This is a genomic window from Microbacterium sp. BR1 (genome assembly GCF_002812725.1).
Taxonomy (GTDB): domain Bacteria; phylum Actinomycetota; class Actinomycetes; order Actinomycetales; family Microbacteriaceae; genus Microbacterium.
In genome coordinates this window covers 35,978-62,713 of sequence record NZ_NMUN01000006.1, presented here as the reverse complement: position 1 = coordinate 62,713, position 26,736 = coordinate 35,978, and the positions used below count along the sequence as shown (strand labels likewise).

The following is a 26,736-nucleotide window of genomic DNA, read 5'->3' as shown; positions in this document are numbered from 1 at the left end:
CCCTTTTTTGGTATCTCGCCTAAGCTTGGGCGCATGAGCGAGAGAAAGAGCAGCCAGCCCCAGGGGGAACTGGCCGGAATCGTCCCCGTGATCGACATCCACCGCCGACTGAGCATCGCCCGGGACGTCTACGATCCGGAGATCAGCCAGGAAGACTTCGCCGCACTAATCGGCGCATCCAAAAACACGATCAGCAACTACGAGACCGGGGCCGTCACCAGGCTGAAAGACATCTACCTGCAGAAGTGGGCCGAAGTCACCGGGATCTCATACTGGTGGATCAAAACCGGACTAGACCCGGACGCACCAGAACCGCAGACCAAGGATTAAAAGTCCGATGCTCTACCGACTGAGCTAGAGGCCCGTATCCCACCAGCCTACTGAACGTCAGCGCCACACAGCGCGCACGGAAGCGGCCGCCGGAACCCCCTCGCAGGTAGGTTCCGACGGCCGCGGTCGTCCGTGCGGTGCGCGAGTCCCCCCGGGTCACGCGCCGTACGTGGGATTACATCGGGGGCATCAGCACCGTGTCGATGAGGTAGACGGTGGCGTTAGCGGTCTGGACGCCACCGCAGACGACGGCGGAGGAGCCGTTGATCATGATGTTGTCGCCGCTGCCGGTCACCTCGACGTCCGCACCCTGAACGGTGGTGTGCGTGCCCTCGATGTCGTCGGGGGCGATCTGACCGGGAACGACGTGGTACGTCAGGATCGACGTGAGCGTCGCGGTGTCGGTCTTGAGCGCCTCGATCGTGGCGGGGTCGATCTTCGCGAACGCGTCATCGACGGGCGCGAAGACGGTGAACTCGCCGCCGTTGAGCGTGTCCACGAGGTCGACCTCGGGGTTGAGCTGGCCGCTGACCGCCGCGGTGAGCGTGGTCAGGATGGGGTTGTTGGATGCCGCGACCGCGACGGGGTCGGCAGACATGCCTTCGACGGATCCCGCGCCGTCCGGAACGGCCTCGGCGTAGGCGGCGCAGCCGGCGCCGACCAGGTTGGCCGCGGGGTCCATCTCCATCTCCTCGGACATCGAGGGAGTGCTCGAGGGCTCTTCCATCGAGTCGTCGGTGGTGGTTTCGGCGCCCATCGAACAAGCGCTGAGCGCAAACGTCGCCGCCAGGGCGAGCGACAGGCCGGCGGTCAGGCGCATCTTGGTACGTGACATGAGTTCCTCCTCTGTGTGGGGCTGTGGGCCCCGTGGACACATACCCCGGTGCGGGGTCGGTGCACCGCTTGCTGCGGCGTTCACAGGGCCATTCGGGGCTGCCGCGGGATCGGATTGGACATCGGGCGGAGAGTTTTCGTGTTGTCCAGACCCCGCGCCGCATTCCGGGGTCTGCGCTGAGGTGAGGCATGCTGGAACATGTGGTTATCGACGGGGTAGACGTGCCCGAGGAGGGCGGCGAATCCGTCGACCATGTCGCGGAGCTGCTGACGCGCGTCGCGCACGGCGATGAATCCGCATTCACCCGCCTGTACGACCTGCTCTCGCCGCGCGTGTTCGGCCTGATCCTTCGCGTTCTCGTCGATCGCTCGCAGAGCGAAGAGGTTCTGCAGGAGGTCTTCCTCGAGCTCTGGCAATCCGCCGCGAAGTTCGCTCCGAACAAGGGGCAGGGAAGGTCGTGGGTGCTCACCATCGCGCACCGCCGTGCCGTCGATCGTGTTCGATCGGCGCAGGCGAGCGCGAACCGGGACGTGCGCGCGGGCTTCCGAGACATCGAGGTCGCTCATGACGGGGTTGCGGAACAGGTGGAGCTTCGGATCGAAGGGCAGCGAGTCGCTCAGGCGCTCGAGACCCTTCCCGATGCCCAGCGGGAAGCGATCACCCTCGCGTATTACGGGGGTTACAGTCAGAGCGAAATAGCGGCCCTCGTCGGGGCGCCGCTCGGAACGATCAAGACACGGATGCGGGACGGACTGACCCGTCTCAGAGGAGAATTGGGGGTGACGACATGAACGAGCAGCAATTCGCGGAGCTGGCCGCGGGGCACGCCCTCAGCGCGCTGGGCCCCGAAGACGAGGCGGCGTTCGTCGACGCCCTCGCGGCACACCCCGAGTGGGAGCACTACGTCGCTTCGGACGCCGCCACCGTCGCCGCGCTCGCGGACTCCGTCGCCGAGGTTCCGCCGCCGCGTGCCCTGCGTGCGGAGTTGCTGGCGCAGATCGCCTCGGTCCAGCAGGATCACCCCGCTCAGGCCGCGGCGCCGGCCTCGAGCCTCGAATCGCCCACCGTCGTTCCCCCCGAATCGCGCCGCCGATCGTGGGGTCCACGAGCCTGGTTCGCGCTCGCCGCATCCCTCGTCCTCCTGATCGGCGTCGGCGGGGGAGCGGTCGTCATCGCCCAGCAGCTGAACCGGCCCGTCGCCGTCGTCGCCCTCGAGCGCATCGAGGCGGCGCCCGATGCTCGAGAGGCGTCGACGACGCTTCCGGACGGCGGCGAGGCCACCGTGCACTGGTCGGAGTCCGTCGGTGAGGTGGTGTTCGTCTCGGACGGCCTGCCGACGCTGAGTAGTGACCAGAGTTACGAGCTCTGGTTCGTGCGGGACTCGGGTGCGATCGCCGCGGGCGTGTTCGAGGCCGGTGGGGACGGCAATGCGACGGCGCTGCTCTCGGGCACGATGTCGCCGGGCGATGTCATCGCGGTCACCGTCGAGCCCGCGGGGGGCTCGCCGACGGGTGAACCGTCGGGCGATCCGATCCTGGCGATCCCCACCGCTTGACGCGCCGTCCGACCGTGATCCGGTTGCGCGGCTGGCGAACGCTCGGGCGGCTCCCTGCCCGAACGCCGCGGGTAGCCTGGATGGATGAGTGACGCCACCGGCCCCGGATTCCACAAGCCGGTGCGACGCCCTTCCGATGTCTTCGACCGCCTGTTCGGCACCGAGGACCCCGCCGAGGTTTCGCGCGTGGCCCACTCGACCGCCGCGGCGCTCCTCTCGCGGGTTCGCGAAGAACCGGATGCCTCGGTCGTCGACCGCCTCGTTCGGTTCACCGACCTGCACGGCATCCATGACATCGCCGAGCTGTGGTCGCGCTCGCCCGCCCGCACGCTGCCGGGAACGCTCTGGCGCCTCTACCTGCTGCAGCTCATGATCCACGACGACCCGCGGACCGCTGCGCTGCTCTTCGAGCGCGGACGGATCGAGCTGGCGACGGCCGATGTGGTCGTCGCGGGCGCACCCGCACCCGCCGGTCCGGAAGAGCTCGTCGAACTGTCGGACGCGATCCTGCGGGGTGTCTTCGAGGGCGATTTCGGTGTGGCGCTCGAGCGGGCCGCCGCGTTCTGCCGGGTCGAGGCAGACGGTGCGACGCGCCTCGCCGACGATTACGAGCCGACCGAGCCGGAGCGGGCCACAGACCTCACGGCGCGCGCTCTCCGGCTGTCGGCATTCGCCGCGGACCTGACCGCGGCGGCCTCGCTCTGGCGGCGCGACGCGCTGAACTGAGCGCCGCCCCGTGTCCGGCAGCAACACCGGGCAGCAACACCGGGCAGAGAAGTGCCGGGCCGCAGAACGCCTCTCGGCGCGGAGCCGCTCGGAGCGGCAGAAGATGGAGCCCGGGGTTACTGCGGCCCGGCTGTTCCAGTGTAACTCAGCACCCACGGCGGGTATTCCGAGCGGGCGCCGTAGGCTTTCGGAATGGCAACGCGCTTCGCGCTCATCATCGAGCCCACCGCATCCGACGACACCCGCTCCGACTTCACCTCGACGCTCACGCAGGTGGATGCGTCGGCCCCGGCGCTGAGCGTCGGCGAGCTGAGCACCCAGCGCGGCGATGGGATCTTCGAGTCGATCGGCGTCGTCGACGCCCATCCGCAGGAGGTGACGGCGCACCTCGAGCGGTTCGTGCGTTCCGCCGAGATCTGCGATCTTCCCGTGCCGAACGTCGAGCAGTGGCGGCAGGCCATCGCGGCCGCCGCCGCGCTGTGCGGGCCGGGGGAGTGGGTCATCAAGACCATCCTCAGTCGCGGGGTCGAGCACGGGCCCACACCGACCGCGTGGGTGACGGCCGCCGATGCACCGGACTTCGCGCGGCCCCGGCGGGAGGGCGTCGCGGTCGTGACCCTCGACCGCGGATTCTCGCTGGACACCCCGGCTCGTGCGCCATGGCTGCTGCTCGGAGCCAAGACGCTGTCGTACGCGGTCAACATGGCATCGCTACGCGAGGCACACAAGCGCGGTGCCGATGACGCGGTCTTCGTCTCGTCGGACGGCTTCGTTCTCGAGGCACCCACGGCGTCCGTCATCCTCCGTTTCGGCGACGTCTTCGTCACCCCGGAGCCGACCGGAGGCATCCTGCACGGCACGACCCAGCTGAGTGCCTTCGCGTGGCTCGAGGAGCAGGGATACCGGACTGAGTACCGCGACGTGCGTGTCGATGAGCTCGGTGCCGCCGACGCGGCCTGGCTCGTCTCGAGCGTGCGGTTGGCTGCGCCGATCACGCGGATCGACGAGACATCCGCGCCCGTCGACCACGAACTGACCGATGCATTGAACGCGTATCTGCTGTCGCCGCGCGACTGAGTCACAACGAGAAAAGCCCGCGACGAGAGCGTCGCGGGCTTTCCGTTCTTCTGTGCGGGATTACCCGAAGCGGCCCGAGACGTAGTCCTCGGTCGCCTGGACGCTCGGCGTGGTGAAGATGGTGCGGGTGTCGTCGTACTCGATGAGCTTGCCGGGCTTGCCGGTGCCGGCGATGTTGAAGAAGGCGGTCTTGTCGCTCACGCGCGACGCCTGCTGCATGTTGTGCGTGACGATCACGATCGTGTACTCGGACTTGAGTTCGGCGATCAGCTCTTCGATGGCGTACGTCGAGATCGGGTCGAGGGCCGAGCAGGGTTCGTCCATCAACAGCACGTCGGGCGAGACGGCGATCGCGCGGGCGATGCAGAGGCGCTGCTGCTGTCCACCCGACAGGCCCGAGCCCGGGCGGTCGAGGCGGTCCTTGACCTCGTTCCAGAGGTTCGCGCCGCGCAGCGACTTCTCGACGAGCGCGTCGGCGTCGCTCTTGTTGATGCGCTTGTTGTTCAGCTTCACACCCGCCAGCACGTTCTCGCGGATCGACATCGTCGGGAACGGGTTGGGGCGCTGGAACACCATGCCCACCTGGCGGCGGACGAGCACGGGGTCGACGCCCGGCGCGTACAGGTCGGACCCATCGAGCAGGACCTGACCCTTGACGTAAGCGCCCGGGATGACCTCGTGCATGCGGTTGAGAGTCCGCAGGAAGGTCGACTTGCCGCAGCCGGACGGGCCGATGAAGGCCGTCACGCTGCGGGGTTCGATCTCGAGCCCAACGCCCTCGACGGCGAGGAAATCGCCGTAGAAGACGTTCAGGTCGTGGACTTCGATGCTCTTGGACACGTTTTCCTCTGGATGTTCTCGGGTGGGAGCGGGGGAGGGCTAGCGGCTGGTCTTCGGCGCGAAGACCCGGGCGATGACACGCGCGATCAGGTTCAACGCCATGACGATGACGATCAGCACGAGCGCCGCGGCCCAGGCGCGGTTGATGTAGGCCTCGGCCGGGATGCCCTGGTTCATGTACTGCGAGTAGGCGAAGACCGGGAGCGTCATCATGCGTCCCTCGAACAGGTTGTAGTTCATCGACGTCGTCACGCCCGCCGTGATGAGCAGCGGGGCCGTCTCACCGATGACGCGCGCGACCGAGAGCATGATGCCCGTCGTGATACCGGCGATCGACGTGGGCAGCACGACCTTGACGATCGTGAGCCACTTCGGCACGCCGAGCGCGTACGCGGCCTCGCGCAGTTCGTTCGGCACCAGGCGCAGCATCTCTTCGCTCGACCGGACGACGACGGGGATCATGAGGACCGAGAGTGCGACGGCACCCATGATGCCGAGGCGGATACCCGGGCCGAAGAAGAGGGCGAACACGGCGAACGCGAACAGACCGGCGACGATCGACGGGATGCCGGTCATGACGTCGACGAGGAAGGTGATGCCCTGCGCGAGCCGACCCCGGCCGTATTCGACGAGGTAGATCGCGGTGAACAGACCGATCGGGATCGAGATGATCGCCGCGGCCAGAGTGATCAGAAGCGTGCCGATGATGGCGTGCAGCGCACCGCCGCCTTCGCCGACGACGTTGCGCATCGAAGAGGTGAAGAACTGGGCCGAGATCCCCGCCACGCCGTTCGTGATGACCGTCCAGCCGAGAGAGATCAGCGGGACCATGGCGAGCACGAACGCGGCCGAGACGATGCCGGTCACCATGCGGTCGACGGCCTTGCGTCGTCCCTCGACCATGGTCGAGACGACCGTGATGAGCACGAGGTACAGGACGACGGCGACGACGGCGAATGCGGCGATGTTGAAGCCCTGGCCCCCGGCGACGCCGAGGACGCCGAAGAGGATGGCGCTGACGACGGCGCTGAGTCCCAGGATGCCCCAGGTGGAACCCTTGGGAAGTCGGCCGTTCGTGAGGCCGCTCGGGCTTGCGGGAGCGGTCGATGCCGCGGGAGCAGTCGTGAGGGTCATGTCAGTTGGCTCCCGAGAATTCCTTGCGACGGTTGACGATGTAGCGCGCGAGCGCGTTCACCGCGAAGGTGACGATGAACAGGATCAGACCGGTGGCGATCAGCACGTTGATGTTCGTGCCGTAGGCCTCGGGGAACGTCAGTGCGATGTTCGCGGGGATCGTGCTGGGGTTTTCGGGTGTGAACAGGCGGAACGTCACGATGCCGGTCGCAGAGAGCACCAGCGCGACCGCCATCGTCTCGCCGAGCGCGCGACCGAGGCCGAGCATCGACGCCGAGACGATACCGCTGCGACCGAAGGGGAAGACGGCCATCCGAACCATTTCCCACCGCGTCGCGCCGAGGGCGAGGGCGGCTTCTTCGTGGAGGACGGGGGTCTGCAGGAAGATCTCACGGCAGATCGCGGTGATGATCGGGACGACCATCACCGCGAGCACCATTGCGGCAGTGAAGATCGTGCGGCCCGTGCTCGAGACGGGACCAGCGAAGAGGGGGAACCAGCCGACGTTGACGACGAACCAGTCGTAGATGGGCTGGACGGCGGGGGCGAGGACGAGGATGCCCCACAGGCCGAAGACGACCGACGGAACCGCGGCCAGGAGGTCGACGACGTATCCCAGCCCCTGCGCCAGGCGCCGCGGTGCGTAGTGCGAGATGAACAGGGCGACGGCTACCGAGAGCGGCACGGCCATCAACAGGGCGAGGAAGGATGCCCAGATCGTGCCGAACGCGAGGGGCCAGACGTAGTCCCAGAAGTTCGTCGAGAGGATGGACGCATCCTCGCTCGTGGCGACCAGGCCCGGGAGGGACTGCACGACCAAGAAGATCGTCACGGCGGCGAGGGTCACGAGGATCATCGAGCCCGCGAAGAGGGCCGTTCCTGAGAACCAGCGGTCGCCCGGGCGCTGCTTCGCCTTGACGGCGGGGGGCGCGGTGGTGGTCATCTCGTCCTGTCCTGGGTGGTACCGGGTGGGAGGGGGTGTGCCCGGCCCGCGATTGCTCGCGGGCCGGGCACGGGTATTACTCGACGACGATGAGGTCGATCGCGGCCTGCATCGACTCGCGCTGCGTGTCCGAGATCGGGGCGCTGCCGGCCGCTGCGGCCACCTCGTCCTGGCCCTCGGGGCTGATCACGTAGTTGAGGAAGCCCTTGACGAGCGGGGCGACCGCGGCGTCGGCGTACTCCTCGCACGCGATCATGTAGCTGACGAGAACGATGGGGTAAGCGGCCTCGTCGGGCGTGCGGTCGAGCTCGATCGCGAGGTCACCCGCGCCACGACCCTCGGCGACCGGCGAGAGGTCGACGATCGCCGCTGCGGCCTCGGGCGAGAAGGTGACGAACTCTTCGCCGATCTGGACCGCGACGGTGCCGAAGCCCTCGGCGCGCGAAGCGTCCGCGTAGCCGATCGTGCCCTGGCCGCCGTCGACGGCAGCAACGACACCGGAGGTGCCCTGTGCGGCCTCGCCGGTGACCGTGGTGGCGGGCCATTCTCCGTCGGCCTCGAACGTCCACACCTCGGGAGCTGCCTGCGCGAGGTAGTCGGTGAAGTTCTCGGTGGTGCCCGAGTCGTCCGCGCGGTGAACGGGCGTGACGGCCAGGTCAGGAAGGGTGACACCCTCGTTGAGGGCGGCGATCGCCGGGTCGTTCCAGTTGGTGATCGTGCCGGCGAACAGGCCCGCGATGGTCGCGGCGTCCATGTTCAGGCTGTCGATGCCATCGAGGTTGAAGATGACGGCGATCGGGGAGATGTACGAGGGGATCTCGATGATGTCGGTGCCCTCGACGCAGCCGTCGAAGGGTCCCTCGGCGATCTCGTCGGTCGTGAACGCGCGGTCGGAACCGGCGAATCCGACGGCGCCGGCCTGGAAGGACTCGCGCCCGGCTCCGGAACCCGACGGGTCGTAGCTGACGGTGACGCCCTCGTTGAGGGTCTGGAAACCGGCGGACCAGGTCTGGACGGCGACTTCCTGGGCGGACGATCCCGCGCCGACGAGCTCGCCGGTCAGGTTGCTTTCGGTGGGGGCCTCGCTGGTGGAGCCGCCGGCCTCGTTCGAGGCGCAGCCGGCAAGGGCAAGGGCGGCGACGGCGCCGAGGGCCGCGATCCGCGAGATTCGGGTGATCTTCACTGTGTTTCCGTTCGATCCGTTGACAGGACGTGTCCCGGTGCAGGGCACACAGTGACGGTAGGAGCGACGCCTTAAGAGCGTGGGCCAGAGTGGTGAACGGGAGGTGAACGGGATCGGGCGCGGGGGGAGCGTCAACCGCGGCGGAATAGGCTGTGCGGCATGCCCCAGACGAGCAAGAAAGAGCCGGCCGTACGAGCCGGACGCACCGGTTACTCGCGCCTCACCCGGGCGCAGCTGATCGCCCTCCTCTCGAGCTGACATGACCGATGCCTCCGCCCCGGCACCCGCCCCCGAGTCGCGCCAGCCGGAGCTCGACCGGCGAGCCCACGCGCCGGCAGAGCGCACGCTTCTCGACATCCTGCGTGCGACGACCACGCGCTACCCCGAGGCCTCCGCAGTAGACGACGGTTCTGGTGCGCTCAGCTATCGCGAGCTGATGGCGCGGGTGGGTCGAACCGCCGCGCGGCTGCACGAGGCCGGGGTGCGGCGCGGCGACCGCGTCGGGGTGCGCATGCCCTCGGGCACGAAAGAGCTCTACATCTCGATCCTGGGTGTGATTGCTGCCGGGGCGTCATATGTGCCGGTCGACGCGGATGACCCCGAAGAGCGCGCGGTCCTGGTCTTCGGCGAGGCGGCCGTGCGCGGCGTGATCGAAGGGACGGGCGAGTTCCGGCCGACGACCGCGGATGCGGCGCCCGAGGCATCCGCTCTCTTCGTGGGTGATGTCCCGCACCCCAGCACACACGCGGTCGTGGCGGTGCCACCGCCGACCCACGACGACGATGCGTGGGTGATCTTCACGTCGGGTTCGACGGGCACGCCGAAGGGCGTCGCGGTCAGCCACCGCTCGGCGGCCGCGTTCGTCGATGCCGAGGCCGCACTGTTCCTCCAGGGCGACCCCCTCGGTCCGGGTGACCGTGTTCTCGCGGGCCTGTCGGTCGCGTTCGATGCCTCGTGCGAGGAGATGTGGCTCGCCTGGCGGCACGGAGCGTGCCTGGTGCCCGCGCCGCGCGCGCTCGTAAGGTCGGGTGAAGACCTGGCGCCGTGGCTCGTGCGTCAGCAGATCACGGTCGTGTCGACCGTCCCGACCCTGGCCGCGCTCTGGCCCGCCGAGTCGATCGAGAACGTCCGCCTGCTGATCTTCGGAGGCGAGGCGTGCCCGCCCGAGCTGGCCGCGCGCCTGACCGAAGAGGGGCGCGAGGTCTGGAACACGTACGGCCCGACCGAGGCGACCGTCGTCGCATGCGCGGCGCTCATGAGCGGTGAGCCGCCGGTGCGGATCGGGCTTCCCCTCGACGGGTGGGCGCTCGCGGTCGTCGACGCCGACGGCGCCGAGGTCGCGGAGGGCGGCGTGGGCGAACTGATCATCGGGGGAGTGGGTCTGGCCCGCTATCTCGACCCCGCCAAGGACGCGGAGAAGTACGCACCCATGCCCTCGCTCGGCTGGGACCGCGCCTATCGGTCGGGCGACCTCGTCCGGTACGACCCCGCGGGGCTCGTGTTTCAGGGGCGTGCCGACGACCAGGTCAAGATCGGCGGGCGCCGTATCGAGCTCGGTGAGGTCGAGGCCGCCCTGCAGGCCCTTCCGCACGTCGGGGGCGCCGCCGTAGCGGTGCGCCGGACGGATGCGGGAGTCGACATCCTGGTCGGCTACCTCGTCGTCGACGAGGGGTTCGACCGCCACGCCGCGCGCGCCGACCTCGCCTCGACCCTGCCCGCGCCCATGGTGCCGTTGCTCGCGGTCGTGGATGACCTGCCCGTGCGCACGTCGGGCAAGGTCGACAAGGCGGCGCTCCCCTGGCCGCTTTCCGGTATGCCGGCCGAGGAATCCACGCTGTCGGGTGTGGAGGAGTGGCTCGCCGAGCAATGGCGAGCTGTGCTCGGCGTTTCCGTGCCCGATGCCGACGCCGACTTCTTCGACCTGGGTGGCGGCTCGCTCGCCGCGGCTCAGCTGGTTTCGCGGATCCGGGTGCGCGCTCCCGAGTTCGCCGTCGCCGACATCTACGACCTGCCGCGGCTCGGCGCTATGGCGAAGGCCCTCGGCCCGCTGGGCGATGAGGCGGCAGCGTCGTACCGGGAGCCCGCGCCGACGCCGCGCTCGACGCAGATCCTGCAGACGATCATGGGTGTGCCGCTCTTCATCCTGAGCGGCGTTCGCTGGCTGCTCTATCTCTTGACGGCGAGTGCCCTGCTCCAGCTCGTGCCCGGTTTCACCGCGCTGCCGACCGTGGACTGGTGGGTGCTGGTTCCGGCGCTGCTGATCTTCGCCACCCCGTTTGGCCGGATGGCGATCTCGGCCGTCGCCGCCCGGGTCCTGCTCGCCGGGGTGCGGCCGGGCGACCACCCCCGCGGGGGGCACGTGCACATCCGTCTCTGGCTCGCCGAGCAGATCGCCGATCAGGTGGACGCGGTCGGCCTGGCCGGTGCGCCGTGGGTCAGCTACTACGCGCGCGCCCTCGGGGCGAAGGTCGGTCGCGACGTCGACATGCACACCCTGCCGCCGGTCACGGGCATGCTCCAGATCGGCGACGGTGCGTCCATCGAGCCCGAGGTGGACCTGACGGGCTACTGGATCGACGGGGACGTCGTCCGGATCGGTGCCGTGCGCATCGGCGCCGAGGCGACGATCGGTGCGCGCAGCACACTCGCGCCCGGGACGCGCATCGGTCGCCGTGCCGAGATCGCGCCCGGGTCGGCGGTGTTCGGCCGGGTACGCGCCGACCAGCGCTGGGCGGGTTCGCCCGCGGAACGGATCGGCGGTGCCGCCGAGGACTGGCCGCGCGAGCGTCCGCCGGCACCCACGCGCTGGCTGTGGGCCTACGCCGCATCCTCGACCCTGCTGGCGCTGCTGCCCGTGATCGCTTTCGCGGTCGGTGCGCTCGTTCTGGCGGCGGGTATGCGCGGCGCCGATTCGCTCGGATCGGCCGCCGTCGCGGCGTTCGCGTGGCTCGTTCCCGCGGTGCTGGTCACCGGGTTGGTGTTCGCGGCATCCGTCGTGCTCTTGGTCCGACTCCTGCAAGCGGGCCTCGCGGAGGGGACATTCCCCGTGCGGAGCGCGATGGGATGGCGGGCCTGGACGATCGAACGGCTGCTGGACTCGTCGCGCACGATCCTGTTCCCGCTGTACTCGAGTCTGTTCACGCCGGTCTGGTTGCGGATGCTCGGGGCGCACGTGGGCCGCGATGTCGAGGCATCCACTGTTCTGCTGATCCCCGCGATGACGACGATCGAAGACGGCGCGTTCCTCGCCGACGACACGATGGTGGCGTCGTACGAACTGCGCGGTGGATGGATGCGGATCGGCTCGGTCAAGATCGGCAAGCGTGCGTTCCTCGGCAACTCCGGGATGGCGGCGCCCGGGCATCGGGTTCCCAAGGGCGGCCTCGTGGCCGTGCTGTCGTCCGCGCCGCTGAAGGCCAAGTCCGGCACCTCGTGGCTGGGTTCGCCCGCCGTGCGCCTGCGTCGGGTCTCGAGTGACGCGGACGAAAGCCGCACCTACCACCCGCGCACGGGTCTCAAGGTCGCACGCGCACTGTGGGAGCTGTGCCGCATCGTGCCCGTCATCGTGACCTGCGCGATCGGCCTCGGCGTCGTTTTCGTGCTCGCGCTGCTCGTGCAGGCGTTCGGTGCGATCGTCGCGGTGCTGCTGTCGGGCATCGTCCTGCTCATCGCCGGCGCGGCCGCGGCGGGTGTCTCGACGCTCGCGAAGTGGGCGCTCGTGGGCGTCATCCACGCGGGCGAGAAACCCCTGTGGTCGAGTTTCGTCTGGCGCACCGAGGTGTCCGACACCTTCGTCGAGATGGTTGCCGCTCCCTGGTTCGCGCGCGCCGCGACCGGCACTCCCGCGCTCGCCGTGTGGCTGCGCTCGCTCGGCGTCAAGATCGGCCGCGGGGTCTGGTGCGAAAGCTACTGGCTGCCCGAACCGGATCTCGTGACGCTCGGCGATGCATCGACGGTCAATCGGGGTTGCGTCGTGCAGACGCACCTGTTCCATGATCGGATCATGAGCATGGATGTCGTCACGATCGAACCCGGCGGAACGCTCGGGCCGCACAGCGTGATCCTTCCCGCCGCCTCGATCGGTGCCCATGCGACGGTGGGACCCGCGTCGCTCGTCATGCGCGGCGAGACGGTTCCCGTCGGCAGTCGCTGGAGCGGCAACCCGATCGGACCCTGGCGCGCGGTCAAGGTTCGCTCGTATCAAACGAGCGCCCAATGACCGGCACAGCGACGAGACCACAGTGACCGGCGCCCGGCTGCCGGCCCCCGATGCATACGCCCCGCAGAGCGGGGACCTGTCGTACGACGTCGAATCGTACGACATCGAGATCACCTACAAACCCTCGACGAACCGGCTCTCCGGTCGCGCCGTCCTGAACGCGGTCGCCCGGCGACCGATCCGCTCGTTCACGGTCGACCTCGTGGGTCTCCGTGCCTCGAGGGTGCGCGTCGATGGTGACCGTCGCACTGCCTACCGGCAGGGGCCGCGGATGATCCGTGTCACCCCGAGTTCTGCGATCGCGCTCGATGAGCGGTTCTCGGTGGAGATCACGTACGCGGGGTCGCCCGCGCCGCGCCGGTCGCGGTGGGGGACGATCGGATGGGAAGAGCTCGAGGATGGCGTGCTCGTCGCCGCTCAGCCGACGGGCGCGCCCACGTGGTTCCCCTGCAACGACCGCCCCGACGACAAGGCGACCTATCGCATCGCGGTGACGACGGATGTCGCTTACCGCGTCGTCGCGACGGGGGAGCGCGTCGCACTCGGCCGCGTGGGCGGCGCGGCGACCTGGGTCTTCGAGCAGGCCGCGCCGACGCCCACCTATCTCGTCGCGGTGCAGATCGGTCGCTACGTCGAGACACCGGTCGACCTCGACGGTGTCACCGGGATGCTGCATCACCCGCGCGATCTGACGGCTGCCGTCGGAACGGCCTTCGCGGACCTGCCGAACATGATGCGGGTCTTCCAGGGTGTCTTCGGGCCGTATCCGTTCTCGCGCTACGACGTCGTCGTCACGGCCGACCCGCTCGAGATCCCGCTCGAGGCGCAGGGGATGGCGACCTTCGGTTCGAACCACCTCGACGGCTCGGAAGAACGACTCATCGCGCACGAGCTCGCGCACCAGTGGTTCGGCAACAGCGTCGGGCTCGCGCACTGGCGCGATATCTGGCTGAACGAGGGTTTCGCGTGCTACGCGGAGTGGATCTGGTCCGAGGCATCCGGGGGACCCTCCGTCGCCGCATGCGCCGCGGCGCACCACGCGATGCTCCGGGTGCTGCCGCAGGATCTGCTGCTCTCGGATCCCGGCCCCGATCTCATGTTCGACGACCGCGTCTACAAGCGCGGCGCGCTCACTCTCCATGCCCTGCGCCTGCGGATCGGGGAGGCGGCGTTCTTCGAGGTCTTGCGACGCTGGTGCGCCGAGCGTCGCCACGGTCTCGCGACGACCGAGGACTTCGTGGTGTGCGCGGAGTCGGTCGCCGATGCGCCGCTCGCCGACCTGTTCATGAGCTGGCTCTCGCAGACGTCGCTGCCGGTGCTCGCCGCGTCACACTGACGCGACCGCGAGCGAGATCACGACGCCCCGCGGTCCGCGCACACGCAGCAGGCGGGGACGGATGTCGAGGGCACCGGCTGTGGACCCGGTGCCCTCGCCGGCGATGCTCCCGTGGACTCCGCGGATCGAACGCTCGATGCGCACCCGATCGGGTTCGATCGAGAGCCCCCGCCCGTCGGCTTTGAGCACGGCCTCGACGCGTGTCCACCGGCGTAGCGACGCGGCGCGCCCCGGGGTGATGACGCCGCGCAGATCGTGGCATACACGTGAGACCCGTTCGGCATCGATGCCCAGTGCGAGCACCCGGCGGGAGTCGGCCACGGCGACGACGACGAGATCGCCCGCGTACGAAATGCTCGCGTGCACAGCTGCGCCGACGACGAACGGGCGCCCATGATTCGAGGCCCCGCAGCGTTCGCACCGGCGGCCCACCGTGATCGAGTCGCCGTGAGATCCGGCGAGGCTCGCGACGAGGGCGTCCGCGAGGTCCCGGCGGGCGCATTCACGCGGAATCGCTTGCCACGCGACACGTACCCCCGAGCGCCGGACCACCGACGCGCGGGCGTGCCCGGGCTGCCCGCTCACTCCTTCGGGGTGTGCGTTTCGATCGCGACGATGCCCGAACCGGGGTTCGTCGCCGACAGGTGCACGACCGAGAACGCCGCGAACTCCAGCGTCGATGCGCTGCCCAGGTACGACCCGCGGAGCGTGCCCGTTGCCAGGGCGATCTCGCTCATGATCTCGGGCAGTACCGGGCCGTGGCTGCACAGCACGGCCGGCTTTCCGGAGCGCACCCGTTTGCCCACGACGCCCCGGATGTCCGCGCGGCCCTGTTCCCAGGCATCCTGACTGAGCAGCTCGGTACGGCGGATCGGCCTGCCGAGAACCGCGGCGAGGGGGGTGACGGTCGTCACGCACCGCACCGCATCGGATGAGACGATCTTGCGCGCCCCGAAAGCCAGAAGCGGCCCGACGATCGCGTGCGCCTGGCGGGTGCCGCGGGCCGTCAAGGGGCGCAACACATCCGGTCCGTTCCACGCATCCCGGCTGACTGCCTTGCCGTGCCGCAGCACGATGAGGGGAAAGGTCTGCAGCACCCCGTCATCGACGAACTTCAGGAAGGCGTCGAGGATCTCGACGTCCACGGGGTAGCTCAGATACGTCCGTGCCCGTTTGGGCGTCACCCATTCGAGAGCGGCGACCTCTTTGTTCGGCACGAATCGCGATGCGCGGATAGCGTCATCCGTGGCCTCGGCAGACCAGTAGTGCACGATCTTCTGCCGCTTGTTGGGCATCCGGTAGCGCGAGACGCCCACCGGGATGCCGAGCGCGACGCGAATGCCGGTCTCTTCGAACACCTCGCGCGCGGCCGTCTCGGCGAGCATCTCGCCCGGATCGACCTTGCCCTTGGGGAGGGTCACGTCTGCGTAGGCCGTGCGGTGGATGACGAGGATGTGGAGCTTGCCCTCGACGAGCCGCCAGATCACCGCTCCCGCCGCGTAGACGGCGGTTTCGGTCATCGCACCGCTCGCGCGCGGCGACGGCGCTGGACGTCGTGCATCGTCTTGTCCTGGATGTCGACCAGCGGCAGTCCTTCTGCGTCGACGCTGTGACGGGTCCACGCGCCCTCGGGGCCGAGCCACCACGAGCTCGTGCCGTCGCTCATGGCCAGATCGAACAGTTCGTCGAGCTCTTTCAGGTGGGCCGGTGCGACGACGCGCACGAGCGACTCGACCCGGCGGTCGAGATTGCGGTGCATCATGTCGGCGCTGCCGATGTACACCTGGCGATCGCCGCCCGATTCGAACGCGAAGATGCGCGAGTGCTCGAGGTATCGGCCCAGGATGCTGCGCACGGTGATGTTCTCGCTGACGCCCTCGATGCCCGGCTTGAGCGAACAGATGCCGCGCACCCAGATCTCGATCGAGACCCCCGCTTGGCTCGCCCGGTACAGGGCGTCGATGATCTGTTCGTCGACCATCGAGTTGACCTTGAAACGGATCTTCGCGGGCTTGCCGTCGAGCGCGTTCCGGCGCTCCTTGTCGATCAGCCGCAGCAGTCCCTTCCGCAAGTGCAGGGGAGCCACGAGCAAGCGCTTGAACTTCTTCTCGATCGCGTAGCCCGAGAGCTCGTTGAACAGCCGCGTCAGGTCGCGTCCGACCTGGTCGTCGGCGGTGAAGAGCCCGAAGTCTTCGTAGATGCGGCTGGTCTTGGGGTTGTAGTTGCCGGTGCCGACGTGGCTGTAGCTGCGCAGCACGCCGCCCTCTTCGCGGATGACGAGCGCGAGCTTGCAGTGCGTCTTGAGGCCGACCAGGCCGTACACGACGTGCACGCCGGCCTTCTCGAGCTTGCGCGCCCACACGATGTTGGCGGCCTCGTCGAAGCGGGCCTTGATCTCCACCAGCGCGAGCACCTGCTTGCCCGCTTCGGCGGCATCGATCAGCGCCTCGACGATGGGGCTATCGCCCGACGTGCGGTAGAGCGTCTGCTTGATCGCGAGGACGTGCGGATCTTTCGCCGCCTGTTCGAGGAAAGCCTGAACGCTCGTCGCGAAGGACTCGTACGGGTGATGCACGAGCACGTCGCCCTGGCGGATCGCCGAGAAGATGTCGGCTCGTTCGTTGTTGTCGCCCGGCTGGAACGCCAGCGCCGTGGTCGGCAGATGCGGCGGGTAGTGCAGATCGGGGCGCGAGATGCGGGACAGATCGAACAGGCCGCGCAGGTCGAGCGGCGCGTGCAGGCGGAAGACCTGCTGCTCGGTGATGTCGAGTTCGCGGATCAGCAGGCCGAGCGTGACGTCGTCCATGTCGTCGGTGATCTCGAGCCGGATCGGCGGGCCGAACCGGCGCCGCAGCAGCTCCGCCTCAAGGGCCTGGATGAGGTTCTCGGTCTCGTCCTCTTCGATCGTCATGTCTTCGTTGCGCGTCAGGCGGAAGGCGTGGTGGTCGAGCACCTCCATCCCGGGGAACAGGTCGACCAGGTTGTTCGAGATCAGGTCCTCGAGCGGCAGGTAGCGTCCGCGTCCGGCGCTCGCGGCACCCGGCACCTCGACGAATCGCGGCAGCATCGGCGGAACCTTCAGGCGCGCGAACTCCTGGCGCCCCGTGCGGGCGTTCCGGATGCGCACGGCCAGGTTGAGCGACAGTCCCGAGATGTAAGGGAACGGATGCGCGGGATCCACGGCCAGCGGCATGAGGACGGGGAAGACTTGGGACTGGAAGTACTCGTACAGGGCGATACGGTCGTCCTCGCCGAGCGCGTCCCAGGTCACGACCTCGATGCCGGCCGCGGCGAGGTCGGGCTGCACCACGGCGCGCCAGGCTTCGGCGTGACGCAGCTGCAGCCTGTAGGCCTCGGCCGAGATGTCGGCCAGTACTTCGGTGGGCGACCGACCGACGTTCGTCGGGACAGCGAGTCCCGTGACGATGCGGCGACGCAGGCCCGCTACCCGGACCATGAAGAACTCGTCGAGGTTGCTGGCGAAGATCGCGAGGAAGTTCGCACGCTCGAGCACGGGAACGCTCGGGTCTTCGGCGAGCTCGAGAACGCGTTGATTGAACGCGAGCCAGCTCAGTTCGCGGTCGAGGTATCTGTTCTCGGGGAGTTGCGAGTCGAACGCTTCGACGGCTTCATCGAAGTCGTCATCGTCGGCATCGCCCAGACCAGCGTCGAGGATCGAGGATTCGAGCATGGTCCATCATTGCAGGGCGCACGTGTCCAACGGGTGAACCGGATGACGGGGCGTCAGCCCTGACGGCCGCTCGCGGTCGGGAGCTGGTCGTCCTCGTAGACGTTGAACCGATACCCGACGTTCCGCACCGTGCCGATGAGCTGCTCGAGGTCGCCGAGCTTCGCGCGCAGTCGTCGAACGTGCACGTCGACGGTGCGGGTGCCACCGAAGTAGTCGTACCCCCAGACCTCGCTGAGCAGTTGCTCGCGGGTGAAGACGCGCGACGGATGGGTGGCGAAGAAGTGCAGGAGCTGGAACTCCTTGTACGTCAGGTCGAGGGGCTTGCCATGGACCTTGGCTGAGTACGAGGACTCGTCGATCGTGATTCCGGATGTCTGGATGCGCGTCGAGACCTGCTCCTGGGACATCCGGCCCATCGCCAGCCGGACTCGGGCATCGACCTCGGCGGGACCCGCGCTGACGAGAATCACGTCGTCGACGCCCCAGTCGGTGCTGACGGCGGTCAATCCGCCCTCGGTGACGACGAGCATGAGGGGCGCATCGAGCCCGGTCGTGTTGAGGATCTTGCAGAGCGACTTCGCACCGACCAGGTCGGTGCGCGCGTCGACGAAGATGACGTCAGCGCTCGGTGCATTGACGAGTTGGGCCGGCTCGGCGGGGATCTGCCGGACGCGGTGGCTCAAGAGTTCCAGGGACGGCAGAACGGGACCGCTGCCGTGTGCGGAACTCAGAACGAGCAGTTGGGCCACGCGTTTCCTCTCGGGCGACGCCCCCAGGGTCGTCGTGGCCCCCCATATTACGCCGACCGCGGCTATCGGGCCGCCCGTGCCCCTTTCCCGGCTCGCGCGGCCAGCGTCGGTGGGGGAAGATGAATGCATGTCGGCACCCGAACTCGCTCCCCGCTCGAGCGTCACCGGAATCGGTGCCGTCTGGATCGCGGCGCTCCTCGGCGGCATCGCGATCGCCATCTTCGTGCCCGCACCGCAGCAGGCGCAGTGGTTCGTCCTCGCGCTCGCGGCCAGTCTGCTGGTGTCGTTCGGGGTGCAACTGGCCTACGGACGCTCCACCGGCTTCATCCGGCGCGTGGCGGCCAGTGTGCTCGGCGCGTTGCTCGCCCTCGGGGTCGTCTCGGCCGCGGTCGGGCTCGCGACGATCATTCCGGGCTGATGGACAATCCGGGCTGACAAGCGTTCCGGGCTGATCCGCGCGGGCGCAGGCGGGCTAGAGTGTCAGCATGGACCTCCTCGCTCTCGAGATCTTCTTCGTGGGACTCCTCGCCCTGGCATCCGTCGCGATCGCGTTCGTTTCGGGTGTGGTGATCCTCAACCTCTATCGCGGCCAGCGCTGAGCGGCCGATCGTGATCGATCTGCCGACAGACCTACCCGCCGACCTGGTGCCGCTCTCGTGGCTCGTCGGCGTCTGGGAGGGCACCGGTGTGATCGACTACGAGGCGGCGGGACACCGCTATGCCGGAGAGTTCGCCCATCGCGTGAGTTTCAGCCACGACGGTGGTGACTACCTGAACTACTCGGCAACCGCGTGGATGTCTTCGGGCGATGACGGGCCCGGCGTGAAACTGGTGGCCGAGACGGGGTACTGGCGCCTCGCACGTCCGCTCGGCGACGCGGACGCGGGTCCGGGTCTGCTCCCCGCTCTCTCGCCCGCGCCCCCGCGCACCGTCGATGACGTCGAAGCGTTGCGCGTCCCCGAGGGCGGGTTCGAGATCGAGGCCGTGATCGTCCACTCCGATGGGATCTCCGAGCTCTACCTCGGCCACGTCACGGGTCCGCGCATCGATCTCGCGACGGATGCCGTCGTGCGTCCGTCGGGAGCCAAGGAGTACGCGGCGGCGACGCGCCTGTACGGGCTCGTCGATGGCCACCTGCTGTGGGCGTGGGACATCGCGGCGCTCGGAACCGAACTCGGCAGCCACGCCTCCGCGCGCCTGGCCAAGGCGGAGTGATGGCCTCTCCCTTCGCCGGGCTCCCGGGTGCCGTCACGGATGATCCGAGCGGCGCGCCGCTGCACTTCGGAACCTTCCTGCGCGAGCAGCGCCTGCTCGCCGAGGGGCGTGCACTCGTGCACCTCGGCGACCGTGTCGTCGTGTCGGTCACCGGTGCCGACCGGCTGACCTGGCTCGACTCGATCACGTCGCAGTCCCTGGCGCGGCTCGAGCCGGGCCGAGCGACCGAGCTGCTCGTGCTGGACCCGCACGGACACGTGGAGCACGCGGCATCGGTGCTGGATGACGGCGTGACGACATGGCTCGTCGTGGACGCGACCAGCGCCGACGCGCTCGTCACGTGGCTGAAGCGCATGGTCTTCCGCGCCCAGGTCGTCGTGACTCTCGAGGCCGATCTCACCGCGATCGGCTTCATCGGCGGGGGTGCCGCCGAGGCGCTTGCCGCACCGCGGGCGCACGCACCCGCGGGCGCGTCGCTGATCTGGATCGACCCGTGGTCGCACGTGGCGGTCGGTGGGCACCAATACGCCGCCGAGCCGCACCCCGGGGAGGGCTGGGACTGGCGCGTGGCGATCGTGACGACGGATGCCGCCGCCGAACTGGCACGCGCGATCGCGAACGCGGACGATGTCGATGCTGCCGGCCTGATCTCGGCCGAGGCGCTCCGGATCGCCGCGTGGCGTCCCCGGCGGGCGAACGAGGTCGACGAGCGGACGCTGCCCCACGAGCTCGACTGGCTGCGCTCGGCCGTGCACCTCGACAAGGGGTGCTACCGCGGGCAAGAGACGGTCGCGAAGGTCCACAACCTCGGCCACCCCCCGCGTCGCCTGGTCTTCCTGCACCTGGACGGCAGCGACGCTCTGCTGCCCGAGCCGGGTGCGCCGGTTTCGCTCGACGGCGACGCGGCGGGTGCCGAAGTGGGGCGCATCACGTCCTCCGCCCTGCACCACGAGCTGGGGCCGATCGCGCTGGCCGTCGTGAAGCGCACCCTGCCGATCGACGCGACGCTGACGATCGCCGTGGGCGACGAGACGGTGGTGGCCGCACAAGAAGTCATCGTGCCGCCGGGGGCCGGTGCCGAAGCATCCGTTCCCCGTCTACCGCGACTCTCGGCGCGCGCCCGAGCGTGAGCGACGGCGCAGGCCGTTCTGCCGGTTCCGGTGAGCCGGAAGCCGGTTCTGGCTCGGCGTCGCTGCCGCCGATCACGACCTCGATTCCCGTGCGCCTGCGCGATCGCTTCGACCCGCGCCCGGGCCTGCGTCGTGTGCGCAACTCGGCGCTGCCGATCGTCCAGATCGTCGTCGCAGCGACGGCCGCGTATGCGTTCGCGTATTTCGTCGTGGGGCATCAGACACCGCTGCTCGCGGGGACCGTGACGGTCGCGAGTCTCGGGCTGGTGCGGGATGCCCGTCCGCGGCGCGTGTTCGAGACCGTCATCGGGATGATCCTCGGGATCCTGATCGCCGAGATCTTGCTGCTCGTGGCGGGACGTGGGTGGTGGCAGGTCGGGCTCGCCCTGTCGGTGACGCTGATCGTGGCGCGATTCCTCTCCCCTCAGGCGAGCTTCGCGATCGCGGCGGCGATCCAGTCGCTCATCGTGCTGATCATTCCCGCCTCGACGAGTGTGCCGTTCTCGCGCATGATCGACGGCGTCATCGGGGGAGCGGCCGCCCTGCTGGCAACCGCGCTGATCCCGCGCAGTCCGCGGGGCGAGGCGCGGCGGGATGTCGCGACGCTGTTCCGTGCGTTCGATGGCGCCGTCATGAGCCTGGCGATCGCGCTGCGCACCGGAGACCGCGCCCGTGCCGAGCGGGGTCTCGAAAAGGCACGCGCGCTCGATCCGCTCGTGCGGTCGTGGCGCGAGACACTCGACTCTTCGGTCGCCATCGCGCGCATCTCGCCCTGGCTGTGGGCGAGCCGGGCCGAGCTGGCGCGCGCCGAGCGGGTGCTCGCCGCGATGGACCTCGCGACGCGCAACCTGCGTGTCGTCGCACGGCGCACCGCCTACCTCGTCGATGACCGCGTTCCGCGTCCTGTCGCCGCGGACCTGGTGCTGTCGCTCGGACGCGGGGCCTCCCTCGTCGAGCAGTCGCTCGCCGACATCTCGCTCGAGCCCATCGCGCAAGAGGCGTTGCTCGGCATCGCCCAGCACCTCGACCCGACGCGCGTCGTCCCGGGTGCGGGCTTCGGCGATCAGAACCTCATCGCCGCGCTCCGACCCTTCGTGGTCGACCTGCTGATCGGTGCGGGCATGCCGCCCGATCGCGCCCGCCAAGCGATCCCGCGCATCTGAGGATTCGCGGGTCAGCCGGGAGCGACGGCCGCCCAGGGCAGACTGAGTTCCCCCAGTCGCCACCGCGACCGGCCGCCCAGCACGGGGACGCCCGAGGCGCGCAGTGCCTCGACCGCGGCGATCCAGCGCTGCTGCGGGCTGAACACCCCGAGGGGTGCGGCGCGGGCCCACGCCGTGTCGAGGGCCGACAGCACGGCATGCACGCGCTCACCCGGGACGTTGCGGTGGATCAGCGCCTTGGGCAGACGTTCGGCGACGATCGACGGGAGTTCGAGGTCCGCCAACCGCAGCGAAATCGTCAATCGCATGGGTTTCCCCGCCTCGTCGACATCGATCCACGAGCAGACGCGACCGATCTCGTCGCAGGTGCCCTCGACGAGGGTTCCCGCGGCCTGTAGCCGAGTGGATGTCAGGGCCCAGGCATCCGTTACCTGCTCTTCCTCGTACTGGCGCAGCACGTTCATCGCGCGAACCAGGATCGGGCGGCGCCCATCGGGCAGCGGCACCTCGAATCCTCCGACCTCGAACGCGACCCGGGCCTCGGGTGCGAAGGACGTCGTGCCGTCGCGGACCGCGACGAGCTGCTCACGCGCTCGCGCGACGCGTTCGGGGTCGATCTCGACGCCGATCACTTCGACATCCGGTCGTACGCGCGCCAGGCGGGTCCAGAGCTCGAGAGCCGTGACGGCGCTCGCCCCGAAACCCAGGTCCACGACCAGCGGGTCGCCGGTCCGGCGGAGTGCCGGCAGTCCGGCGAGGTAGCGGTCGTTGCGTCGCAACCGGTTCGTGCCGGTCGTGCCGCGCGTCGCCTGCCCGATGGGGCGTTGTGCGGGCGGGGGTCGCGGGCTCATCCCTCCATGATGGCGGGATGAGCGTCATCTCGCCTCGATATCATGGGCGCATGACCGAGCCTCATACATTGATCCTGCTCCGCCACGGCCAGAGCGAGTGGAACGAGCTGAACCTCTTCACCGGTTGGGTCGATGTGCGCCTGACAGACCTCGGCAAGGCCGAGGCTCAGCGGGGCGGCGAGCTGCTTGCCGAGGCGGGACTGCTGCCCGACGTCCTGCACACCTCGGTGCTCAGCCGTGCCATCCAGACCGCGAACATCGCGCTGGATGCGGCCGACCGCCTCTGGATTCCCGTGACCCGCTCCTGGCGACTGAACGAGCGCCACTACGGCGCACTGCAGGGCAAGGACAAGGCGCAGACCCTCGCCGAGTTCGGTCCCGAGCAGTTCATGCTGTGGCGCCGCTCGTTCGATGTGCCGCCCCCCGAGATCGCAGACGACGACGAGTTCAGCCAGGTCTCCGATCCGCGCTACGTCGGGATCGACGGCGACATCCCGCGCACCGAGTCGCTCAAGCTCGTGATCGACCGCATGCTCCCGTATTGGGAGAGCGGCATCGTCCCCGACCTGCGCGCCGGGAAGACCGTTCTGGTCACGGCCCACGGCAACTCGCTCCGCGGCCTCGTGAAGCACCTCGAGGGCATCAGCGACGACGACATCTCGGAGCTCAACATCCCGACCGGCATCCCGCTCGTCTATCGCCTGGGCGAGGACCTCCGTCCCCTCGGCCCGGGGGAGTACCTCGACCCCGAAGCGGCTGCCGCAGGGGCTGCCGCCGTCGCCGCGCAGGGCAAGAAGTAGCCGCGCCGACGCACAGCGAAGAGGGACCGGATGCCTCGGCATCCGGTCCCTCTGTCATTGCTGGTGTGATCGGGTCAGGCGGTGCCGACGTTCGTGTCCACCCAGTCGCCCGTCGCGAGGTAGACGACCTTCTTCGCCACGGACTCGGCGTGGTCGCCGAAGCGCTCGTGGTAGCGGCTCGCCAGGGTCGCGTCGACCGTCGCCATCGCCTCGCCCTGCCAGTTCTCGCCGAGGACCTTCTCGAAGACCGAGACGTGCAGGTCGTCGAGCTGGTCGTCGAGGTTACGCAGTTCTTCGGCGATGCTGACGTCCTGCGTGCGCAGCAGCTCGGTGAGCATCTGGGCCATCTGCACGTCGATCTGGCCCATGCTCGTGAAGGTGCTCTTGAGACCCTTGGGGATCGCACGCTCGGGGAAGCGGTAGCGCGTGAGCTGGGCGATGTGCTCGGCGATGTCACCCATGCGCTCGAGCGAGGCCGACATCCGGAGCGCGCTGACCACGATGCGCAGGTCGCGAGCGACCGGCTGCTGGCGGGCGAGAATCTCGATCGCCAATTCGTCGAGCGCCACGGCCTTGTCGTCGATGATGCTGTCGGCGTCGATGACCTCTTCGGCGAGCGAGACATCGCTCGAGCCGAACGCCTGCGTGGCCTTCTCGATCGCGATCGCGACGAGCTCGGAGATCTCGACGAGGCGCCCCTGGACGTCCTCGAGGGACTGATGGAAGACTTCGCGCACGGTGCTGGTCCCTTTCCCGGTCGGTCGGACACGGCGCCCGCGACCTCCGCGATCATCTCCGTCGAAGGTTAACGGACGGTGCCGCTCCGGTGAATAGTACCCGGGTGGGCGCCGCCCTCTTGTGGCCCCGGTCAGCCGTTCTTGACGCGTGACCCTACGCTGGGACTCATGGACCCGGTGCAGATCGCGCTCCTCGCGTTGCTTGCGGGAGCGGTGATTGGGCTCGGCGTATCCGCTCTCGTCTTCGCGGCGCTGCGGGCGGCACAGCGTGCCCAGGCCGAAGCGAGCGCGAGCGTCCCCTCGGGCATCCTTCAGGTGCTCGACGCCATGGATGGCGCGGCGTCCGTCGTCGATGCATCACTCACGGTCGTCGCTGCTTCCCCCGCGGCGCCGGGGTTCGGAATGTCGGCGGGTGAGGTCATCAGCGTCGAGGACCTGCGCGCGCTCGTCCGCGCGACGCGCACCTCGGGCGGTGCCGAGAGCGCGCGCTTTCGCATGCGCAGGGCGGCGGGTGGAACCGCGCTCCTCGCGACCGAGGGCCGCCTCGTGTCGGCCCGTGCCGCCGCGATCGACGGCACCCACGTCCTGCTGGTCGTCGATGACGTCACGGAGCAGGAGCGCCTCGAACAGATGCGCTACGACTTCGTCGCGAACACCAGTCACGAGCTCAAGACACCCGTCGGAGCCGTGAGCCTGCTCGCGGAGGCGATCGAATCCGCCGCGGACGACCCGCCGCAGGTGCGCGCATTCGCCGTGCGGCTGCAGGCCGAGGCCGCCCGCCTCTCCCGCCTCACGGGGCGCATCATGGATCTCTCACGCCTGCAGGCGGCCGACGAGCTGCCGGAGCCGCGCGACGTTTCGATCGACGAGGTCGTCGCGGCATCCGTCGAGTCCAACGCGGTCCAGGCCGATTCGGTCGGCGTCGAGCTGCTGCGCGGGGGCGACCGCGGTGCCATCGTCCGGGGTGACCCGACCATGTTGATCGAGGCCGTCAGCAACCTGGTGGCGAACGCCATCGCCTATTCGCCGAAGGCCGGACGGGTCGGTGTCGGCGTGCGAGTCGAAGACAAGGTCGTCGAGATCGCCGTCACCGATCAGGGCATCGGCATCGTCGAGGCCGACCAGCAACGCATCTTCGAGCGCTTCTACCGCGCCGACGGGGCTCGCTCGCGCCGCACCGGCGGCACCGGCCTCGGCCTGGCGATCGTCAAGCACGCCGTGCAGCGCCACGGCGGCGAAGTGCGCGTGTGGTCGCAGCCCGGGCGCGGCTCGACGTTCACGATCCGTCTTCCGCGAGCCATTCCCGAAGAAGTCGAGAAACCCCGCCGTCGCCGCAAAGCGGCTGACTCTACGGACCGCCGCAAAGCGGCTGACTCTACGGACCGCCGCAAAGCGGCTGACTCTACGGACCGCCGCAAAGCGGCTGACTCTACGGACCGCCGCAAAGCGGCTGAACCCGCCAAGAAACGCCGAGGCGCCGTCGGCGCCGAACGTGCCCCTCAGGGAGAGAAGAAGATATGACCCGGGTCCTCCTCGTCGAAGACGAACCCGATCTGGCCGAGCCCCTGGCCTACCTGCTGCGCCGCGAAGGCTATGAGGTCGAGATCGCCGAAGACGGTCCTACAGCCGTTGCCGCTTTCGAGGAGCGCGGGTGCGACATCGTCTTGCTCGACCTGATGCTGCCCGGGATGTCGGGGACTGAGGTGTGTCGACGCATCCGGCAGACCTCCGCCGTGCCGATCGTCATGGTCACCGCGAAAGACTCCGAAGTGGACATCGTCGTCGGGCTCGAACTCGGGGCCGACGACTACGTCACCAAGCCGTACTCCGCGCGCGAGCTCCTCGCGCGGATGCGCGCGGTCCTGCGCCGCACGACCGAGCCTGATGTCGACCTCGAGGACCACATCCTGACGGGCGGTCGTGTGACGCTCGACATCGACCGCCACAGCGTCGCCGTGGACGGGACCGAGATCAGCATGCCTCTGAAGGAATTCGAGCTCCTCGAGGTGCTGATGCGCAACGCCGGGCGCGTGCTGACGCGTGGTCAGCTCATCGACCGCGTCTGGGGGAGTGACTACTTCGGCGACACGAAGACGCTCGACGTGCATATCAAACGCATCCGGTCGCGCATCGAGCAGACGCCCAGCGAGCCCACCATGCTCGTGACCGTGCGGGGTCTCGGCTACCGCTTCGAGGCCGAGTAGCCGTCGTGGCGCTCGGCG

General features: G+C 69.1%; 25 protein-coding genes. 14 read left to right on the top strand and 11 right to left on the bottom strand.

Going from position 1 to position 26,736, the window contains the following annotated elements; translation table 11 throughout:
- The first annotated feature begins 33 nt into the window (after window positions 1–33).
- The gene (locus CGU35_RS11590) at window positions 34–330 is read left to right on the top strand and encodes a helix-turn-helix domain-containing protein (protein WP_100811751.1); all 297 of its coding nucleotides are present in this window, start codon (window positions 34–36) and stop codon (window positions 328–330) included.
- A gap of 175 nt (window positions 331–505) precedes the next feature.
- Here CGU35_RS11590 and CGU35_RS11585 read toward each other — a convergent pair whose 3' ends face one another.
- Window positions 506–1,165 (bottom strand): fasciclin domain-containing protein, encoded by a 660-nt coding sequence (locus CGU35_RS11585; protein WP_100811750.1) that lies wholly within the window; start codon window positions 1,163–1,165, stop codon window positions 506–508.
- 188 nt (window positions 1,166–1,353) lie between these two features.
- Between CGU35_RS11585 and sigK the strand changes: the two genes are divergently transcribed.
- The 4 genes from sigK to CGU35_RS11565 all read left to right on the top strand — a co-directional run bounded on the left by sigK (window position 1,354) and on the right by CGU35_RS11565 (window position 4,523).
- Window positions 1,354–1,956 carry an ECF RNA polymerase sigma factor SigK gene (sigK, locus tag CGU35_RS11580; RefSeq protein WP_100811749.1) on the top strand — a complete coding sequence of 201 codons (603 nt, stop codon included), beginning with the start codon at window positions 1,354–1,356 and terminating at the stop codon, window positions 1,954–1,956.
- A complete protein-coding gene (locus CGU35_RS11575) occupies window positions 1,953–2,720 on the top strand; it encodes an anti-sigma factor (RefSeq protein ID WP_100811748.1) in 768 nt (255 codons plus the stop codon). The genes sigK and CGU35_RS11575 overlap by 4 nt, the downstream gene beginning before the upstream one ends.
- An 84-nt stretch (window positions 2,721–2,804) precedes the next feature.
- Window positions 2,805–3,446, top strand: a complete 642-nt coding sequence (locus CGU35_RS11570) for a DNA-directed RNA polymerase subunit beta (protein WP_100811747.1) — start codon at window positions 2,805–2,807, stop codon at window positions 3,444–3,446.
- Window positions 3,447–3,638: 192 nt separating this feature from the next.
- The gene (locus tag CGU35_RS11565) at window positions 3,639–4,523 is read left to right on the top strand and encodes an aminotransferase class IV (RefSeq protein WP_100811746.1); all 885 of its coding nucleotides are present in this window, start codon (window positions 3,639–3,641) and stop codon (window positions 4,521–4,523) included.
- Between the two features lie 60 nt (window positions 4,524–4,583).
- On the opposite strand, the gene pstB is transcribed toward CGU35_RS11565, so the two are convergent.
- The 4 genes from pstB to pstS form a co-directional block, all read right to left on the bottom strand.
- A complete protein-coding gene (gene pstB / locus CGU35_RS11560) occupies window positions 4,584–5,363 on the bottom strand; it encodes a phosphate ABC transporter ATP-binding protein PstB (RefSeq protein WP_100811745.1) in 780 nt (259 codons plus the stop codon).
- 39 nt (window positions 5,364–5,402) lie between these two features.
- Window positions 5,403–6,497 carry a phosphate ABC transporter permease PstA gene (pstA, locus tag CGU35_RS11555; RefSeq protein WP_100811744.1) on the bottom strand — a complete coding sequence of 365 codons (1,095 nt, stop codon included), beginning with the start codon at window positions 6,495–6,497 and terminating at the stop codon, window positions 5,403–5,405.
- A 1-nt stretch (window position 6,498) separates the two neighbouring features.
- Window positions 6,499–7,440, bottom strand: a complete 942-nt coding sequence (gene pstC / locus CGU35_RS11550) for a phosphate ABC transporter permease subunit PstC (protein ID WP_100811743.1) — start codon at window positions 7,438–7,440, stop codon at window positions 6,499–6,501.
- 76 nt (window positions 7,441–7,516) lie between these two features.
- The gene (gene pstS, locus CGU35_RS11545) at window positions 7,517–8,623 is read right to left on the bottom strand and encodes a phosphate ABC transporter substrate-binding protein PstS (protein ID WP_100811742.1); all 1,107 of its coding nucleotides are present in this window, start codon (window positions 8,621–8,623) and stop codon (window positions 7,517–7,519) included.
- Window positions 8,624–8,882: 259 nt separating this feature from the next.
- On the opposite strand from pstS, the gene CGU35_RS11540 reads away from it, so the two are divergent.
- Both CGU35_RS11540 and CGU35_RS11535 read left to right on the top strand, forming a co-directional pair.
- Window positions 8,883–12,842 carry a Pls/PosA family non-ribosomal peptide synthetase gene (locus tag CGU35_RS11540; RefSeq protein ID WP_100811741.1) on the top strand — a complete coding sequence of 1,320 codons (3,960 nt, stop codon included), beginning with the start codon at window positions 8,883–8,885 and terminating at the stop codon, window positions 12,840–12,842.
- Window positions 12,843–12,864: 22 nt separating this feature from the next.
- A complete protein-coding gene (locus CGU35_RS11535) occupies window positions 12,865–14,178 on the top strand; it encodes a M1 family metallopeptidase (RefSeq protein ID WP_232711284.1) in 1,314 nt (437 codons plus the stop codon).
- Here CGU35_RS11535 and CGU35_RS18175 read toward each other — a convergent pair.
- The 4 genes from CGU35_RS18175 to CGU35_RS11515 form a co-directional block, all read right to left on the bottom strand.
- The gene (locus CGU35_RS18175; RefSeq protein ID WP_157813954.1) at window positions 14,170–14,544 is read right to left on the bottom strand and encodes a hypothetical protein; all 375 of its coding nucleotides are present in this window, start codon (window positions 14,542–14,544) and stop codon (window positions 14,170–14,172) included. The genes CGU35_RS11535 and CGU35_RS18175 overlap by 9 nt on opposite strands.
- A 215-nt stretch (window positions 14,545–14,759) precedes the next feature.
- Window positions 14,760–15,698, bottom strand: coding sequence for an NUDIX hydrolase (locus CGU35_RS11525; protein ID WP_100811739.1), 939 nt, complete (start codon window positions 15,696–15,698; stop codon window positions 14,760–14,762).
- Window positions 15,695–17,869 (bottom strand): RNA degradosome polyphosphate kinase, encoded by a 2,175-nt coding sequence (locus CGU35_RS11520; RefSeq protein WP_100811738.1) that lies wholly within the window; start codon window positions 17,867–17,869, stop codon window positions 15,695–15,697. The genes CGU35_RS11525 and CGU35_RS11520 overlap by 4 nt, the downstream gene beginning before the upstream one ends.
- Before the next feature lie 53 nt (window positions 17,870–17,922).
- Complete coding sequence (locus CGU35_RS11515; protein WP_100811737.1) at window positions 17,923–18,618, bottom strand: winged helix-turn-helix domain-containing protein; 696 nt, start codon at window positions 18,616–18,618, stop codon at window positions 17,923–17,925.
- A gap of 127 nt (window positions 18,619–18,745) precedes the next feature.
- Here CGU35_RS11515 and CGU35_RS11510 point away from each other — a divergent pair, with 127 nt between their 5' ends.
- The 4 genes from CGU35_RS11510 (at window position 18,746) to CGU35_RS11495 (ending at window position 22,126) form a co-directional block, all read left to right on the top strand.
- A complete protein-coding gene (locus CGU35_RS11510) occupies window positions 18,746–19,036 on the top strand; it encodes a hypothetical protein (protein ID WP_100811736.1) in 291 nt (96 codons plus the stop codon).
- Window positions 19,037–19,227: 191 nt separating this feature from the next.
- A complete protein-coding gene (locus CGU35_RS11505) occupies window positions 19,228–19,833 on the top strand; it encodes an FABP family protein (protein WP_100811735.1) in 606 nt (201 codons plus the stop codon).
- Window positions 19,833–20,963 carry a CAF17-like 4Fe-4S cluster assembly/insertion protein YgfZ gene (ygfZ, locus tag CGU35_RS11500; RefSeq protein WP_100811734.1) on the top strand — a complete coding sequence of 377 codons (1,131 nt, stop codon included), beginning with the start codon at window positions 19,833–19,835 and terminating at the stop codon, window positions 20,961–20,963. Before CGU35_RS11505 ends, ygfZ begins: the two co-directional genes overlap by 1 nt.
- Window positions 20,960–22,126 carry an FUSC family protein gene (locus CGU35_RS11495; protein WP_232711283.1) on the top strand — a complete coding sequence of 389 codons (1,167 nt, stop codon included), beginning with the start codon at window positions 20,960–20,962 and terminating at the stop codon, window positions 22,124–22,126. Before ygfZ ends, CGU35_RS11495 begins: the two co-directional genes overlap by 4 nt.
- 11 nt (window positions 22,127–22,137) lie before the next feature.
- On the opposite strand, the gene CGU35_RS11490 is transcribed toward CGU35_RS11495, so the two are convergent.
- The gene (locus tag CGU35_RS11490) at window positions 22,138–22,977 is read right to left on the bottom strand and encodes a class I SAM-dependent methyltransferase (protein ID WP_100811733.1); all 840 of its coding nucleotides are present in this window, start codon (window positions 22,975–22,977) and stop codon (window positions 22,138–22,140) included.
- A gap of 50 nt (window positions 22,978–23,027) precedes the next feature.
- On the opposite strand from CGU35_RS11490, the gene CGU35_RS11485 reads away from it, so the two are divergent.
- Window positions 23,028–23,777 carry a phosphoglyceromutase gene (locus tag CGU35_RS11485; protein ID WP_100811732.1) on the top strand — a complete coding sequence of 250 codons (750 nt, stop codon included), beginning with the start codon at window positions 23,028–23,030 and terminating at the stop codon, window positions 23,775–23,777.
- A 74-nt stretch (window positions 23,778–23,851) separates the two neighbouring features.
- Here CGU35_RS11485 and phoU read toward each other — a convergent pair whose 3' ends face one another.
- Entirely contained in the window at window positions 23,852–24,514 is a 663-nt protein-coding gene (gene phoU, locus CGU35_RS11480; protein ID WP_100811731.1) for a phosphate signaling complex protein PhoU, read from the bottom strand.
- A gap of 168 nt (window positions 24,515–24,682) precedes the next feature.
- Here phoU and CGU35_RS11475 point away from each other — a divergent pair, with 168 nt between their 5' ends.
- Together CGU35_RS11475 and CGU35_RS11470 are read left to right on the top strand one after the other, a co-directional pair.
- Window positions 24,683–26,035 (top strand): sensor histidine kinase, encoded by a 1,353-nt coding sequence (locus tag CGU35_RS11475; protein ID WP_100811730.1) that lies wholly within the window; start codon window positions 24,683–24,685, stop codon window positions 26,033–26,035.
- Window positions 26,032–26,718, top strand: coding sequence for a response regulator transcription factor (locus tag CGU35_RS11470; RefSeq protein WP_100811729.1), 687 nt, complete (start codon window positions 26,032–26,034; stop codon window positions 26,716–26,718). Before CGU35_RS11475 ends, CGU35_RS11470 begins: the two co-directional genes overlap by 4 nt.
- Window positions 26,719–26,736 lie beyond the last annotated feature (18 nt).